The organism is Bacillus sp. FJAT-27251 (assembly GCF_001273925.1).
Taxonomy (GTDB): domain Bacteria; phylum Bacillota; class Bacilli; order Bacillales; family Cytobacillaceae; genus Mesobacillus_B.
This window is the reverse complement of sequence record NZ_LIGG01000001.1, coordinates 3651814-3668194: the sequence shown is the minus strand read 5'-3', so window position 1 is coordinate 3668194 and position 16381 is coordinate 3651814. Positions and strand designations below refer to the sequence as shown.

The following is a 16381-nucleotide window of genomic DNA, read 5'->3' as shown; positions in this document are numbered from 1 at the left end:
AAGCAATAGCTATTGTCCGGAACACAGGTTTTATTAGCGGAAATCAAGCTTGTATTGTCCGGAAATCAGGTCCTATTATCCGGAAAACCGATTCTATTGTCCGGAGCACTTTCTATTGTCCGGAACTTAGGTTTTATTAGCCGAAAAGAGGCTTGTATTGTCCAGAATCCTGGTTCTATTGTCCGGAAATGCTGTTCTATTGTCGAGAAACCTAATCTTATTGTCCTCAACAAGAAATATTGTCCAGAACCTAGGTTTTATTGTCCGAAAATGCAGTTCTATTGTCGGGAAACGCCATTCTATTGTCCCGAGCAATATCTATTGTCCGAAACCCAGGTTTTATTAGCGGAAAAGTTGCTTGTATTGTCCAGATACGCAGTTTTATTGTCCGAAAATGCAGTTCTATTGTCCAGAAACCCAATCCTATTGTCCGTCCGCAGCAATGAATTCAGATCTCAAAAAGAGCTTTATCTTTCACAAAACCTCAACAATTTTAACCGAAAGTCCGGGTCGKGGAGGATATAATAAAGATGAGAAAACGCTTCCAATTTTAACGAGGAGAAGTTGGCATCCAGAAAACTTAACTGTAAGAAGGGGTGTTGAAAATGAACCATCAAGAAATTAAAGAAAAACTAGAAGCAATTAAACAGGATTTGCTTAATAAAATGGAAAATCCCGATTTATCTTCGGAGGAAAAAGCAAACCTCCAATTATCTCTTATGAATTATGAGTATATCATCGAATTGGCAGATATGAATCATTTTGAAAGAGGAACAAGGTTGCCTTAACCAGTAAACAAAGAACACGCACAGCGCTGAGCGTGTTCTTTTCAATATTTATGTAAACCGTGCACCTGCCTCCGGACGAAACATCCAAGCGTTACTTGTAAAATTCTGCTCGATTAGGCAACCCTGCGGCACATAGAGAAAACTGCTTATGGCTGCTGCCTTCCGGCTCTGACCCGTTCACAGCTGTCTATTGCGCAGGACCCAATTGTCAACGCGGACTTTTACAAGGCAGACCAGGAATCCTTCGCCCTCGGACAGGATTTCAACCCCGCTATGGCGGATTGCGGGTTACAGGACACCGCCAACTCCCCATCTAGCACGGTATGTATAGGCTAGACGTCATTATGTTAGTAAGTTCGGCGTATGAAATGGCTGTAAGCCAGGTTCTGTGCCTGCGTGCTAAACGATGCCACTCTCGCACAACAGGTGTAATCATATGACTATCGATTTTGCAATCGATCCATCCTTTTGGTTCATTTCCCGCAGGATGGTGCCCCTACCATAGTTTGGGTTGCTCGCTCGCGGGGTTTACCCTCGTTCCACTTCCTCCGTTTCCGGAGGACATCGTCACTGTGGCACTTTCAGGCTAATCTCAGCATATCCACAAGGACTTAGCATGATTTCACCGCCGTCAGCAGAATCTGCTGCCCACCTTTACAGATGGCACGAACACTCCGGGCATCTCAGCACCGGGCGAGCCTGGACTTTCCTCAACTCATGTTCACATGAGCCGCGATTACTCACCATTTCATTACAAAATCTATCTTACCATCTTATTGTGGATTCATCACTAGTAGATAGGACCCAGTGGTGGAATAATCTTGAAACCTTATTTTTTAAAAACATGATTGCCGATTATAACCGTGGTTTGCCTCGTGTCCAGCCAGCGGTTGGAGGCAATGGCCGGATTATAGAAGAATACAGCTCCATTGACGGAATCTCCGTTGTTCGCTAGTGCTGCATGTACCGCCTTGAACGATTGTTCATCGGCGGGTTTATTGATTTGCCCGTTTTTTACAGGCTGAAACTGTCCGGGTGCATAAATCACCCCTTTTACGGAGTCGGGGAACTTCTTGTTTTCCACTCTGTTCAAAACAACTTCCGCCACTGCCACTTTTCCTTCAAACGATTCAGATTGTGCCTCTGCCCGAACAATTCTTGCTAGCAAATCCACCTCCGCATCTGTTAACTTCATGCTGTTCTGGCTGTCAGATGCAGATTTCGCCCTTGTTTTGCCTTGTTTCTCATGAACTTCAGCTTCAGCTGAAGCAACCTGGCTGGCCTTGACTGACTTTATAGGTTCTTTTTTCCTCGTATATGAAACACTTTTAACATTCTTGCCTATGTTAATAGCTTCACTCTGACCTTTATGCTGCTGTCCCACATGAACGGTTTGTCCCGGATAAATAAGGTCCATGTTCGTAATTTGTGGATTTGCGGAAGCCAGCTCCTTGAGCGTCATTCCGTGCTCAAGGGCGATTTTTGACATTGAATCTCCCTTGGTTACTGTATAGGCGAAGGCTGGAGAGGCGAATAGTAAAGTTCCAAGTAGCGTCAATACACCAATTATTTTTTTCAATTTCTGGTCCTCCTGGTTGATTTGGATTTGCTTGAAACAAGCTTTTATATAAATCCATTTCTATGAGAAGGAATAATAGAATAGTATTACAGTTCATTACAGTTAAGTTACACGGAGGAAAATGGGAGAATTTTCATGGCGCAGCTCAATTTCAAACGCTGCCTTCACTTTGGAAAGGGAACTTTTCCGGGAACTTCCCAATAAGATACAGTACAAATATCGCTTCTAAGGAGATACTCATGAAAAAAGTACTTCTTTTTGGAGATCCAGGAATAGATGACGCAATAGCAATCATTTATGCTTTGCTCAATCCTCGGATCGATTTGGTCGGAGTGGTAACTGGGTATGGGAATGTGGACGAGGAACAGGCAACAGATAATGCTTCGTACTTGCTGCAGCTGGCAGGGAGGTCCGATATCCCGGTCATAAGGGGAGCAAGAGGGCCATTTACCGGCGAGCTTGTGACCTATTATCCTGAAATTCATGGACCAGAAGGGCTTGGTCCAATCAGGCCTCCAAAAAATCTGGTAACAAATGTGCAAGATTACAGAACCGTTTTCGATTTGATTTCAACCTATAAACAGGAATTAACAATTGTTGACGTAGGCAGAAGCACGTCTTTGGCCACCGCTTTTATAATAGTAGGTCCTGAAGAGGTTAATCAGGTTGAAAGCATTTATCTCATGGGGGGGAATTTTCTTTATCCCGGCAATGTGACACCGGTGGCAGAAGCCAATTTCCATGGAGATCCTATTGCTACAGACCTTGTGCTTGAAAAAGGAAGGGATGTGACGATTGTTCCGCTAAATATTACTAACACAGCCATCATCTCTCCTGAGACCGTCAAACTGATTTCCAGCTACGCTTATAATCCTTTCTCATCGCTTATCAAGCCGATCATCGAGTTTTATATCGAAGCCTATAAAAAGCTTATCCCCGGCTTGAATGGTGCTCCCATGCATGATGTGCTAACCTTATTTGCCGTGTTGAACCCGCAGGCCTTCCAATCCATATCACGGCGTGTCCGTGTCGATGCATCTGAATTTTCCAGAGGCAGGACCATTGCTGATTTTCGAGCCAAACCTGAGGCAGAGCCTCCGGAAACTCTCGATAAGATTTTGCTTCAGTACGATTACAATGCTTTCCTGTCCGATTTTATTTCCACTATGACGAATCGAATATAAAAAAACAGAGAGTCAAATTCGAATGTTTGACTCTCCTTTTTTATTGGAGCAATAGGGCTGCGCCCAGGTAACATACAAGGGCGATTCCAGCCCCGATGGCGGAAATTTTAAGCTTATAACGGGCATAGTCGACAATATGCATATCGAGAATGGATGCAGTCGTAATCGTTGTATCACCCAAGGGCGATGCTAATGCCCCAAAAGCTCCACTGGCAAAAACGGCACCAACGGTCAAAGGGATGGAGGCCCCTGTGGAGGCTGCCAGTGAAATGCCCAATGGCATGAATAATCCCCAGGTTCCCCATGAGGAGCCGATAAAATAGCCAACAACTGACCCTAGCAGGAAGATTGTTGCTGGAGTAAGAAAGGAGGGCAGGAACGATCCCAGAGAAGAACTGACGAATGAAGAAAATCCCAAATCCTCGGCTGCAAGAGTCAGCGACCAAATGAGCACAAGCAAGCTGATTGCCTCCATCATTTGATTTCCGCCGTCATAAAAATGGTAAAGAAGTTCATCCAATTTTTCACGGCGTGTCACATAAAAGATAAAAGAGAGGACAAGAGAAAGGAAAACAGCCAGCAGCATGACAAAGGTTGCGTCAGCGATTGAAAAGGCATCAAAAACCGTCTCAGCCCCCTTGTTTTTCCCATCCTTCCATAACAAAGATAAGGACAGGCCCAGAAGCAGGAAAACAGGAAGGATCAAATGCCAGGGCTGTGCTTTCACCAGCTCCAGTTCCCTTTTGATTCCCGCCCTGTGGAATTCATGTTCCTTTTCCTCAATGTTTCCTTGTTGCTTGGGGTTCTTTTTACCAGGATTCCGCAAAGTTTGAATAATGCCAACCACCAGCATGACAATGGCAAAGAAATTAAACAGGATGCTCAGCAGGAAGATTTCATAAGCCGACATCCCCAGATCTAGGGAACGGATTCCTCCCTCAACAAGCGAAACCATAAAGCCAACGAAGGCAGTGGCCACCGGCAGGAGTACGATGACAGACTCGGTTGAAATGTCCAGAGTAAGACCGACCTTTTGCTTGGAAAGATTCATTTTTTTAACAAGTGATTTTACAATTGGGCCGACCATCATGATCCTGAACATCGGCATCATGAAAGTGAAAGGCAGTGTCAGCCAAATCAGCCCCAAAAGACCGCGTTCATTTTCAATCCTGCTGCCGACCCATTCCGTAAAACCTTTTATGCCGCCCGAGATATTCATCATTCCTACCAGGCCGCCAAACAAATATAGGAAGGCGATAATGTTCATATTGGTTTCATTGGATAGCGTGCCAATTATATAGGAAACGGTCTGGTAAATTCCTTCTATTAAAGCTGGTTTTACAATAAAAGACCCTGTAATCAGCCCAACTACAAGGCCTGGCAAAATGTTCTTAAGCCAAATCGCCATTGAAATGACAATCAGGAAAGGCAGTATAGAAAGCCAGGTATTCTCCAAGATAATTCCTCCTATACATGCTGCAGTTGTATTGATGTTTTTTATTATGAGCATGGTGCCGGAATCTTATGAAAATGGACTGGATTTTTCACCATCATTTGACATAGACAGACAATTTCCACTGTTTGGCAAGTAACAATGAACATTCATTGCTATACAATTTCATTCCTATACTTGCAAAATATTTCAGTCTCCAAAATAGGGACATGATTTATGAATCAGGACCTTACTCCTGCATTTCAATATCGCAGGATAATGTTATCTTTCAATTAAATTAGAGATATTGTAGAACGAAAATAAGGTATGCCACCTCTTTTCGACAAAGTATTTTGAATATTTAATTTATAATGGGCTTGTTTTTACTAATATTGGAGAAATTGGGAGGTGTATTTCTTTCATGAGAAAAAAACAGAATTGGATGAGAAAGCTTCTGATGGCAGGTGCTGTTACGGGCCTGGGGTTAACGGTTGCTGCTCCCGGCTTCAGCCAGCCGAAAGCTGCTATAGGTCAGCCTGATCTGCCGCTGCCAAAGCAGGAAAGTGTGTCAATCGTCCAGCTGGAAATTCCAAACGATAATGCAAAGGAAAAACTGCTTGAGCTGGGAATTGACCTGACCCACAGAATACATGAACATGACGGCAAGATGGAGGTGGACGCAGTCGTAACACCCTCTGAAATTGCGAGCCTAAAGCTGCATGGAATCAAAGTAAAAGACACGCTTATTACAGAAAGCCAATGGAATGCAAGGACAGCGGAAAGGGAAGCAGCCAGCCAGCTGCAGTCAACTCTCGCTGCTTCCGAGGACACCATTACAATCCTTCGCGCCAGCCATTATACCAACCAGTCCGATACTTTCCTGTACGTGGAAGCAAAGACAAGTGCAGGGGATACGGCGAGCACGGCGCTAACAGCCACATGGATAGAAAATGGAGTTGAGAAATCCGCAACGCTTGACAGGTTTGTGGATTACGGAGAGTACATATATCATCACTTCGAGGTTCCAGTCACTGCCGTTCCTTCTCCCGTAAAAATTACGAGCAGCCTCGGAGGCTCAGCCAGCAGCGCTGTTACCGAATGGCTTGGAGCGGACAAGCCTGGCAACCCGAAAAAGCATTATGTGACCAATTTCGTTGACCATTATATGACACCTGCCGAACTGTATGAAAGAGCCGAAAAGCTTGCAGAAGAATTCCCTGATCTGGTAGAAATCATTGAGATGCCACATAAGACGAATGGGTATCGGCGTCTGGCTCAGGCGACCATTGGAGAAACTGCAAACTCTGCAGTCGTTGTATCTTCAAAAGCCTGGGGCCATGAGGGCGGAAATTCTATCTCCGTTGATTTTAAAAATCCGGGAATCAGCAATTCTCCTCTAAAAGTAGCAGTAGAGGGCAAAAATATTTTGGTGTATCTTGCGACGGATGCTGAAGGCCAGCCATCCAGCACTGCCCGCCAGGTTGTCGATGCTCTTAATATCGAAGCAAAAAGTCTTGTGTCAGCTGCTGTTTATCGTGAGAATGCGGGTATAGGTGTTGTTGGAGAAGCGAAGACAAAATTAACCGATGGCTTAAAAGCACCTGAAAACGTCTCTCGTGAACCAATGACCGTAAAAGCGATCAGGATCGGCAAACACCGTGATGGCTCAAAACCCGGTGTCCTGGGCTACGCCCAGGAGCATGCACGTGAATGGGTTACACCGCTTGTGACGATTGAAACGGCCGAGCGCCTGCTGCGCAACTACGCCCATGATGGCGAAACGAAGCAGCTTGTAAACAACCTGGACATCTTCCTGGTTCCATCCGTGAACCCCGATGGAGCGAACTTCAGCTTCTATGATTACAACATGCAGCGCAAGAATATGACGAATCACTGCGGTCCTACTCAATCAGACTCTGGGTATCGCAATCAATGGGGGGTGGACTTGAACAGAAACCACTCCATCGGTTCTGCTTTCGATGGCTTTGTCGGTGCTTCGACCACAAACTGTTTGAGTGGCACTTACGCCGGTCCTGCTGAAAATTCAGAACCAGAGGCAAAAAACCTCGTCTGGCTTGCAGATGAATTTGAAAATATTAAATTTGCAATGAACATTCACAGCTATGGCGGTTACTTCATGTGGTCTCCGGGTGCGTATGACCCTAACCGGACAACCCTGCCGCGTCCTTCCGCAGGGGAAGAAGCGTTTTATTGGGCTGCTTCAGATAAAATACTGAATGACATTCAGGACCACCGTGGAACGGTCATCCTTCCTAGCCGTACCGGCCCTATACCGGATGTCTTATATTCGGCAGCAGGAAACTCAGCGGATTATCTTTGGTATGAAAAAGGGATATATGCCTGGAATTTTGAAGTTGGTGCAGACCTGTGGGATAAGGAAGCCAGGAGATGGAGAGCGGTTGGATTCCAGCCGGGTTACGAGGAAGGCCATGAGGAAGCAATGGAATTTGCCAACGGTCTAATCGGCTTATTAAAAGTTGCCTACAGCAACTCCAAGGACAAACAGCCGCCATCCACAAAGGCTGTGCCGGGAAGCGGGAAGTTTAACGGGCCAGTACATGTCGGATTTGATACAAGCGAAGCGGCCACCATCTATTACACGCTTGATGGAAGCCGTCCGACTTTCGAGTCCCAAAAGCTGCAATTAAGTGGCACACGTGAACCTGCCGAAACCTTAAAGGTAGATAAAACTACCACGATTAGCTGGTTTGCGGTGGATGCTGCAGGTAATATAGAGAAAAACTATAATCCTTTAACCAATGCCAAAAATTTTAACTCTGTTACGATTTCTATAAAAAAATAAAACAGGGGAAGGGTTGACCTTTAAGGTCAACTCTTTTTTTAGTGTGCCATACATGTTCATTAACTTGGCAGTGAAAGTCCGCTATGGGCGTTGGGATATGCGAACCATTAATACAGGCAGAAAGTACGGTGGTGTGAGAATACGGGGCTAATCACGCCCTTCTATTCTACTGGATCTTTTATGTTTCACTTTCTCGGTTTACTGCATTACAGCCTTATTGAACTATTATGGTAAAATATAAAAGAATTTTCCACCGTAAATAGGTTGGTAATTTATTAGTTTATTCTTTCATCCAAGTACAGCAAGAGAGGCAGTTGATCCTTATGTTTCAGAACCCCACAGGAAAAGAGCGAATAGCCCTTGCTTTTCTCCTCAGCATGCTGGGAATGCTCGGTCCCTTTAATATTGATATGTATTTGCCGAGCTTTCCTGAGATTGCACATGACCTGGGTGTACGTGCTTCACTGGTACAGCTCAGTTTGACCGCCTGCCTTATTGGACTCGCGATTGGCCAGATTGTCATCGGGCCAATCAGTGATGCAAATGGCAGAAGGAAGCCCTTATTGGTTTCAATCTTCCTGTTCGCCTTGTCCTCGCTTCTTTGTGCTCTGGCTCCGAATATCACCACTTTCGTTGTTGCCAGATTTTTGCAGGGCTTTACCGCCTCTGCCGGTATTGTGCTTTCACGCGCCGTGGTGCGGGATGTGTTTACCGGAAGGGAGCTCACCAAGTTCTTTGCGCTGCTAATGGTCATCAATTCAACCGCGCCGATGATTGCACCGATGGCCGGCGGTGCCCTCCTGCTATTGCCGTTTGCCAGCTGGAACACGATTTTTTATTTCCTGAGCATGCTAGGATTGCTGATTGTTTGGGTCATGGCGTTCAAGCTAAAGGAAACACTGCCGCCAGAAAAGCGTACTCCAAGTTCTATAAAGTACTCTGTCCATACAATGGGCAGCTTGTTTAAAGACCGGTCGTTCATCGGTTATGCATTGACAGTTGGATTCATTCACGGAGGCAGTTTTGCTTATGTGGCCGGTACGCCTTTTGTTTACCAGGGCATCTATCAGGTTTCGCCCCAGGTCTTCAGCATTCTATTCGGCATAAACGGTTTGGCGATTGTTGCTGGAAGTTTTATCATTGGACGTTTCAGTTCCTTCATTGATGAAAGGCGCCTCCTGAGGATTGCCGTGATTACTGCGGTAACTGCGACTTCAATCCTCCTGGCAATGACCGTTATTAAGGGGCCGCTGGCGTCACTTGTCATTCCGATTTTCATTTATATGACCACCATGGGTATGATCTTGACAAGCTCCTTTACCTTGGCCATGAAGAACCAGGGGCATCGGGCAGGAAGTGCAAGTGCTGTCTTGGGCCTTCTCCCGCTAACACTTGGCTCTATTGTTTCTCCACTCGTCGGGATTAACGAGACGACAGCTGTTCCAATGGGAGCCGCACTCTTTGTTACTTCCGCCATGGGAGCAATTGCCTTCTTTACATTGACCAAAGAAGCAAAAACGAAGGAAAGCATGTCGTTGAAGGTAGGCAGCTGACACATTTTCGAAAGAATTTAAAAGGATGAAACCCTGGCGGTTCATCCTTTTTATAATATAAAATATTAGTTATAGAAATGAATAAAAAGGACAACTGGCACATGCTAACATCATATTTGCTTGATGCAGGTACATATTACTATTAAAGGAAAAAACATATGTGAATCATTTCACAATTTGTTCATACATTAGGCAATGGGATGGTCGGATTATGTAGTATATTAACACTATGAAGATGATGTTAACTATAGGAGGACCATTCTATGATGAAAAAATTCCTACCCATCTTGCTTTTTATCGGAGTTCTCGTAACTCCTTTTTATACAAACGCACATGTGAAATGGTTCACAGAGTTTGTGCCGCATAAAGAAAATATTGAACAAATCCTCTCACCGTTTTTCATGGCGATTGCCCTCATTGCAGCAGTAGTATTAGGAATCCTTACCTTGCTGATTCCTAAACTAGCGAGGTGGAAGTCCATCGCGAAATGGGATGAATGGCTTTCAGGCTATAGAAGGTATTCCATGCATATTTTAAAATATGGGACGGCTATAGCGCTGACCATTCAGGTGGCAAATGGCACTCTGTTCGCGCCTGAACTGCCAGTTACAAAAACATTGACTGCCATTTTGGTATGGGTTTCAATCGGTTTGCTGCTGATTCCCCATCATCTGCCGGCAAAGGCTGCCGCCGTTATCCTAATCGGTCTGTTTATTCAGTCCACTTTCGACCATGGTCTATTTTACATGCTTGATTATGGGTTTTATATCGCCATTTTCACTGTCATTTTGATCGCCAAAACCAGGTATCAGCAAATTGGTTTTCCATTTTTATACTTGGGGACAGGTCTTTCACTTTGCTGGGTTGCCGTTGAAAAATGGGTTTATCCAAGCATGTCTCTCGATATCGTCGCAAGCCACAGTGTTCCTACTTTCGGATTTGAGCCTGCTTTGTTCATCGTCATGGCCGCCTTTATTGAGTTTATTGTAGGCTATTTACTTGTTGTCGGTATTCTTAACAGAGTTCTCGGACTGGTGGTAACGATTATCTTTATGATGACCACCATGCTTTTTGGGATGACGGAAATCATTGGCCACTTTATGGTGCACGTTGTCCTCTTAATCTTTATTATCGAGGGAGTTTCCTTCTATAACCCTCCAATTAAAATGCACAAAACAAAGATCGACCAATTCATCTTTGTGTTCCTCAACTTCATTTTTGTCTTGTCAACGTTTGTGCTAATCTATTACCGTTTTGCATAGGAAAGAGCATAATAGGCATAAAAAAGGACTTCCGAAATGGGAAGTCCTTTTACATATTATTTACTGGACACCGTGGCGAATAGCTCCTGCAGCAGGGCATTCTCTTCTTCGCCGAGCGGAACCATTGGCAGGCGGACACCGCCCACATTGACTCCATTCCCATTTAACACAGCCTTAACTGGTGAAGGACTCGGCGCCGAGAACAATGCTTTCATTTTTGGAAGCAGGGAACGGTGGGCAGCAGCTGCCTCCTGAAGCCTCCCATTTGTAAAATGTGAGATCATCTCCTGCATTTCGTTGCCAATGATGTGCGATGCGACAGACACTACTCCAGTGCCGCCGATTGCCAGCACTGGAAGGGTAAGTCCGTCATCGCCGCTGTATAGAGCGAAATCGGCAGGCGTCCTGCTGATGATTTCGGCCATATCATCCAGATTTCCGCTGGCTTCCTTCACAGAGGTGATGTTCCTAACTTCCGATAAACGTACAATTGTATCCACAGAAATATTGACCGCACTGCGCCCTGGAATATTGTAAAGCATCACAGGAAGGGAAGTGGATTCGGCAATTGCTTTGAAATGCTGATATAAACCTTCCTGTGATGGTTTATTGTAGTAGGGAGCGACAAGCATGATTGCGTCTACACCTGCATTCTCGGCTGCCTGGGTAAGGCTGATGGACGCTTTTGTATTGTTGGAGCCAGTCCCGGCAATAACAGGAACGCGGCCATTGACGGCTTTTACCACGAATTTGAATAGCTCAACTTTTTCTTCGTTCGTAAGGGTAGGGGACTCTCCGGTGGTTCCTGCAATAACAAGCCCATCCGAGCCGTTTTCAATGAGGTGGTCCACTAAATTTCTTGTTGCCCCAAAGTCAATTTCGCCATGGGAATCAAATGGAGTCACCATTGCTGTAAGCACTTGTCCAAAATTCGTCATTTCTCTTCATCMTTTATTCGTATTTTACATTCCTTGGGAAAGTTTGATTCCTGTAAACGCAAAAAAACAGCACCGAGTGGCCGCTGCTGCAGTAGAAACAAAGATCAAATTACTCGTTTCTGCGCGTAAGATAGCCCTCCATATAGTTCCCTATATGACAGTTCTGCATTTATTCAATCACAGAACCAACTTTAAGAAGAATGAGATTCTCAAAGTTTCGGCAAATACCCCTTTCCCCAATCCTCAATGGATCCCATCATCCTCAGTATGGGTACTTATGGTCTTTGCGCCTCTATCCTTACTTCAACAAAAATTGAAATAGGAATTATGTAATTGACTGTAATATAACAGGAAAATAAGGTCAGTGCAAGCAAAAAGAATGGGGAGCATGAATTCGAAGAGGTTAATAAAAACAGATAGAATCATTAGAATTGTTTGAATATACACAAAATTAATGGTATCATATTTATTGGTAACCATTTCGGACTTCGAAAGATTTTTGATTAAGGGGTGCAGGTATGGAATCCAAAAAAAACATGTGGATTTACGCGATCGTCGGAATGCTGACGACCACAGTGGTACTTGCTTTTGGCCGCCTTTCCTATGGCGTGATCCTTCCATTTATGAAGGAAGGTTTACAGATTACTTATAAGCAGGCAGGCTATCTTGGAACGACCACATCAATGGGGTATCTTTCCACTGTTATTTTCGCAGGTATCCTGGCGGCCAGATGGGGAGGGAGAAGGACCGTCATCCTCGGTATTTCCTTTGTCTCCACGGGTTTTATCGGCTTGGCGCTTTCACCTTATTATTGGCTGACTTTTATCTTTATGCTTTTTCTGGGAATTGGCACGGCCTTTACCTACACTCCTTTCATCTCCCTCCTGGTGGCCAAGTTTCCGCACAAGAAAGGGCTGATGATTGGCCTGGCTACAAGCGGCGCTGGGATTGGCATACTGTTTGCTGGCATGATTGTCCCATTGTTATCCCAACTGTATGGTGAACTCGGCTGGAGATTGGCATGGGGGGTTTATGCAGCCATCGGCCTAGTCACTATTCTCCTGACGACGCTGTTCATCCGGGATTTGCCGCCAGAGAGGAACCTGCAAGCAGAAGGAGAAAAAACGACCCCAATGAATATTTACCGGGATCCGGATATCATCCGAGTGGGGCTGATTTATGGCATTGTTGGCGTCACCTACATTATCCAGGTAATTTTTGTGATGAGTTTTATGATCGAAGCGGGCCTGAGTACGAAGACAGCTGGACAATTAATGGCGGCAAACGGGATTCTGTCCATATTCAGCGGTTTTATCTGGGGTGGCATATCCGACCGGATGGGGAGAAGGCTTTCTTTAATTGCAACGACAAGCATTACAGTGTGCGCGATGCTTCTGCCGGTACTTTGGCCGACCATTCAAGGGTTTACCTTACATATTATCCTGATGAGCTGCACTATCACCGGACTTTTCACCCTGATCCAGGCATCGAGCATGGACTACGTTCACCCTCCTGATATGCCGGTTGCCTTTGGGTATGTGACATTTTACTTTGCGGTCGGTCAATTTATCGGTCCAGCAATTGCCGGCTGGCTCATCGATGGGTCAGGCGGATTCCAGGCAGCTTTCCTATTTTGCTCCATTTGTTTAAGCCTGGCATTTTTGCTTACAATAAAAATGAGAAAAGCAGATGTTCCCAAGTCTCAAGATTCGCCACTGCCGGTCAGGGCAGTAAACGAAAATTAAGCAAAATCCCTGGAGGGGTCTCCAGGGATTTTGCTATTATATCCTTTTTTTCATCCCGCACTGCCGGCATTCCCTAAGGAACACATAATCTTTCACCGAGCTTTTAAACAGGGCGTTGCCGCAGTTATCACACCGGCCGCTCACTTTATCTGGCATTTCATTGTAATCATAAATTTGGTCAAGGTCATATTCCGTTTTTTCACTTTCCATATCAAAAGCCTCCATGCATACCTATATATCCATCATCATATCAAACAATCCTGCCAAAATACAGCGCGTGATGAGATAGTGTTTTTAACCAGATTCCACTGTGGATTGGCATGAATATCAATCTTATCAATGAAATATCATTATGATAGCAAATTTATATCAGATGATAACTAAATGTAATCAACCTGATTTTTATTGGAAATAATCCATCTTCCTCATAGTGTCCATTCCTTTCAACAGTGGTGTTTACCTTCCATGCTCCGGGGAATAGGGAAATAAACAGCAGGATATGACAGTGAGAGAAACTTTGCCTGTATATGAAAGGAATGATTCAATGTGGATACATAAACCATTTTTTAAATACATTACCGGGATCATCCTGGTACTTTTGGCGATTTTCCTGTTTGGGAAAATTGATTATTTTTTGGCTCCTTTTCAGCAGTTTATTGGAGCGATATTTTTCCCCATTTTGATTGCCGGGCTTTTTTATTATATTCTAAGGCCTGTGGTTAATTTTCTTTCCAAGTACATGCCCAAAATTCTCAGCATCCTCCTTATTTATTTGGTTTTGGCAGGGGCGGGATTTGCTGCAGCTTATGTACTTGGCCCCACCATAGCCAGCCAGTTTCAGGATTTGTCTGAGAACTTTCCTGAAAACATGGAGGAAGTAACCGACAAGTCAAAGGATACGATAAGGGAGAACAGCTTCGGCCTTGTGTCTCCGGAGGAACTGGAAAATAAGGCTTATACCTTTTTTCAGGAAACAACTTCAAGAATTAGCGATAATTTGACGGAGATTCTAACCACTGTGACGAGCGTGGCAACCGTTTTGGTTCTCGTTCCCTTCCTCTTGTTTTACTTCCTTAAGGACGACCATTTATTACGCCCTTATCTCTTAAACAGGCTGCCTGAGGAACATGTGCAGGAAGGGAATAAAATACTGGTCGATATTGATAAAACGCTCTTCCAATATATTATCGGCCAGTTCATCGTCGCCATAGCTGTTGGAACGCTTATGTATATTGGCTATTTAATTATCGGTTTGGATCATGCCTTGCTCCTGGCGATCTTCGCCATGCTTCTGACCGTTGTTCCGCTGCTTGGACCGGTGATTGGAATCATTCCGGCCATTTTTGCAGCACTCCTCCAGGATCCGTACATGGTGGTAAAAGTGCTGATAGTATTTGCTGTAGTCCAGCAGCTTGAGGGAAACCTTGTGGAGCCTCAGGTATTTGGCAAAAAGCTGAATATTCACCCTGTTACTGTCATTTTATTGCTGCTGGTAGCAGGCTCCATCTATGGTTTTGTCGGCATTCTCATCGCCGTCCCTTTATACTCGGTTACCAAGACACTCGTCAAAGATTTTTGGCGTTTCTATAAGCTTAGAAAGAAGGAAGCATAGAAGAAAGGCAAAACTTTAGGGGAATTCTCAGGCCTGCTGGAGACAATCCGGCAGGCTTCTTTCATGATTTTTTGATGAATTTTTGTCGAAACTCCATAACTGGTGTATATTTAGATACAATAAGCAGGTGTATGAATCTTTTAGAAGTTTGAAAAAACTATTATGTGGTAAAATTAAGAGTTTATAAGGATTGTAATAGAAATTTAGTGAAACAAAGGGGGCAAAAGGGATGAACATTAGAGAAATCACACTTGGGGATGCAGAGAACTTCATTCATCTCGTCAAGCAGGTGGAATCAGAGTCGGATTATATGCTTTTGGAAGCAGGTGAAAGGACTACTACCGCCGAACAGCAGCAGCTGCAGCTTGAACAAATAATCCAGCAAAGCAACTCCACCATCTTTATAGCCGAAGAGGAGGAAAAATTACTGGGCTATATTATAGTTATAGGCGGGACGGCAAGGAGAAACAGGCATTCTGCTTACCTTGTTGTAGGGATCTTAAAGGAATACAGAGGGCAGGGACTAGGAACAAGCCTGTTTGAAGCGGTGAACGAATGGGCTCGCGAGCATGAGTTATCCAGGCTTGAGCTGACTGTTGTGACCGAAAATGAAGCCGGCATTGCTCTATACAAGAAAATCGGCTTCGAAATTGAAGGGACAAAAGTGAATTCGTTAATAATTGATGGGACGTTTCACAATGAATATTATATGGCAAAGCTCCTATAGTTCTACAGTCCTGTCCAAGTCATAATTCAACTTTTGATATTCAAAAATAAAGAAGTCGAGTTCCTGGCTCGCTTGGATGGTATGGCTGCAGCTGAACCCATTTTTTAAACCTAAAAAAATGAGGCGGTCCCTTAAAAATTCTATATAGTTCAAGAGCTCACTTGGAGAAAAAATGGATGAAAGGCCAGTATTCATAGACAACTTCTCCTTGAGTATATTGAGACAATGGTATAAATGTATTCTACCAATTTTTTAACAATATTAGAAGAATAAAATACTTTATTAACCATTTTACTATAATATTGGAAAGTAGTGATGAAAGGTTTCCAGTGAGCATGCTTTTGTTATATGTATAAAAAAATAGCCGGATTACTCCCGGCTACGTAGCTCAACTTATTCCTGGTTCTCATTGTCTCTGTCCATCATCTCATTCACGTTGTCTGCCGCTCTTTTGATGGCTTTGGAAGTTTGGTCGACCGCATTCATAGCAAAGTTTTCAGTCGCTTCCAGCCCCTGGTGTGCTGCATGGAAGGCTGCACCGGCGCCTTCTTTAATATTATGTGCTACATTGTTTTCGTTTTGTTCTGTGTCACGATAAGCCAATTTCTTCACCTCCCAAGTAAGATTATGTTGTGCCGCTTTCCTTTCCTTTATACACCCATGAGTCAACATGTGATTAAACCAGCCCAAAGGCAAAACGGCCTTATATGGGAAGGAAAAGCAAGCAGTATGCCGAT

General features: G+C 44.3%; 14 protein-coding genes, 2 other RNA genes and 1 riboswitch. Of the genes, 8 read left to right on the top strand and 8 right to left on the bottom strand.

All coding sequences use genetic code 11. The annotated features are described in order from the left end of the window. Positions 1–605 precede the first annotated feature (605 nt). A complete protein-coding gene (locus tag ADU22_RS17145) occupies positions 606–788 on the top strand; it encodes a DUF3896 family protein (RefSeq protein WP_053363252.1) in 183 nt (60 codons plus the stop codon). A gap of 57 nt (positions 789–845) precedes the next feature. On the opposite strand, the gene ffs is transcribed toward ADU22_RS17145, so the two are convergent. The 3 genes from ffs to ADU22_RS17140 form a co-directional block, all read right to left on the bottom strand. Next, positions 846–1110: signal recognition particle sRNA large type (ffs, locus tag ADU22_RS23985), an RNA gene on the bottom strand. 48 nt (positions 1111–1158) lie between these two features. Then, positions 1159–1536: RNase P RNA component class B (gene rnpB, locus ADU22_RS23980), an RNA gene on the bottom strand. An 81-nt stretch (positions 1537–1617) separates the two neighbouring features. Beyond that, positions 1618–2367 carry a cell wall hydrolase gene (locus ADU22_RS17140; RefSeq protein ID WP_053363251.1) on the bottom strand — a complete coding sequence of 250 codons (750 nt, stop codon included), beginning with the start codon at positions 2365–2367 and terminating at the stop codon, positions 1618–1620. A 239-nt stretch (positions 2368–2606) separates the two neighbouring features. Here ADU22_RS17140 and ADU22_RS17135 point away from each other — a divergent pair, with 239 nt between their 5' ends. Next, positions 2607–3551: a nucleoside hydrolase gene (locus tag ADU22_RS17135; RefSeq protein WP_053363250.1), complete on the top strand. Its 945-nt coding sequence runs from the start codon at positions 2607–2609 to the stop codon at positions 3549–3551. Between the two features lie 40 nt (positions 3552–3591). On the opposite strand, the gene ADU22_RS17130 is transcribed toward ADU22_RS17135, so the two are convergent. Continuing rightward, on the bottom strand, positions 3592–5007 hold the full coding sequence (locus ADU22_RS17130) for a Na+/H+ antiporter NhaC family protein (RefSeq protein ID WP_053363249.1): 1416 nt from the start codon (positions 5005–5007) through the stop codon (positions 3592–3594). Between the two features lie 397 nt (positions 5008–5404). Here ADU22_RS17130 and ADU22_RS17125 point away from each other — a divergent pair, with 397 nt between their 5' ends. The 3 genes from ADU22_RS17125 (at position 5405) to ADU22_RS17115 (ending at position 10622) form a co-directional block, all read left to right on the top strand. Next, positions 5405–7807: a M14 family metallopeptidase gene (locus ADU22_RS17125; RefSeq protein ID WP_053363248.1), complete on the top strand. Its 2403-nt coding sequence runs from the start codon at positions 5405–5407 to the stop codon at positions 7805–7807. Between the two features lie 323 nt (positions 7808–8130). Continuing rightward, positions 8131–9360, top strand: a complete 1230-nt coding sequence (locus ADU22_RS17120; protein WP_053364623.1) for a Bcr/CflA family efflux MFS transporter — start codon at positions 8131–8133, stop codon at positions 9358–9360. Positions 9361–9623: 263 nt separating this feature from the next. Then, positions 9624–10622: a hypothetical protein gene (locus tag ADU22_RS17115; protein WP_231687901.1), complete on the top strand. Its 999-nt coding sequence runs from the start codon at positions 9624–9626 to the stop codon at positions 10620–10622. A 56-nt stretch (positions 10623–10678) separates the two neighbouring features. Here ADU22_RS17115 and dapA read toward each other — a convergent pair whose 3' ends face one another. Next, entirely contained in the window at positions 10679–11560 is an 882-nt protein-coding gene (gene dapA, locus ADU22_RS17110; RefSeq protein WP_053363247.1) for a 4-hydroxy-tetrahydrodipicolinate synthase, read from the bottom strand. A 123-nt stretch (positions 11561–11683) separates the two neighbouring features. Further along, a riboswitch (Lysine riboswitch) is annotated at positions 11684–11863 on the bottom strand. 215 nt (positions 11864–12078) lie between these two features. On the opposite strand from dapA, the gene ADU22_RS17105 reads away from it, so the two are divergent. Beyond that, a complete protein-coding gene (locus ADU22_RS17105; protein ID WP_053363246.1) occupies positions 12079–13305 on the top strand; it encodes an MFS transporter in 1227 nt (408 codons plus the stop codon). 36 nt (positions 13306–13341) lie between these two features. On the opposite strand, the gene ADU22_RS25035 is transcribed toward ADU22_RS17105, so the two are convergent. Next, the gene (locus tag ADU22_RS25035) at positions 13342–13515 is read right to left on the bottom strand and encodes a DUF8096 family protein (protein ID WP_197280080.1); all 174 of its coding nucleotides are present in this window, start codon (positions 13513–13515) and stop codon (positions 13342–13344) included. Positions 13516–13810: 295 nt separating this feature from the next. Here ADU22_RS25035 and ADU22_RS17100 point away from each other — a divergent pair, with 295 nt between their 5' ends. Together ADU22_RS17100 and ADU22_RS17095 are read left to right on the top strand one after the other, a co-directional pair. Beyond that, positions 13811–14917, top strand: a complete 1107-nt coding sequence (locus tag ADU22_RS17100) for an AI-2E family transporter (protein WP_353611390.1) — start codon at positions 13811–13813, stop codon at positions 14915–14917. A 229-nt stretch (positions 14918–15146) separates the two neighbouring features. Continuing rightward, positions 15147–15644, top strand: coding sequence for a GNAT family N-acetyltransferase (locus ADU22_RS17095; RefSeq protein ID WP_053363245.1), 498 nt, complete (start codon positions 15147–15149; stop codon positions 15642–15644). Here the strand turns inward: ADU22_RS17095 and ADU22_RS25545 are convergent. Both ADU22_RS25545 and ADU22_RS17085 read right to left on the bottom strand, forming a co-directional pair. Continuing rightward, a complete protein-coding gene (locus ADU22_RS25545; RefSeq protein WP_053363244.1) occupies positions 15639–15839 on the bottom strand; it encodes an aspartyl-phosphate phosphatase Spo0E family protein in 201 nt (66 codons plus the stop codon). The two genes, ADU22_RS17095 and ADU22_RS25545, sit on opposite strands and share 6 nt — an antisense overlap. Positions 15840–16037: 198 nt before the next feature. Then, entirely contained in the window at positions 16038–16247 is a 210-nt protein-coding gene (locus ADU22_RS17085; protein ID WP_053363243.1) for a hypothetical protein, read from the bottom strand. Positions 16248–16381: the final 134 nt, after the last annotated feature.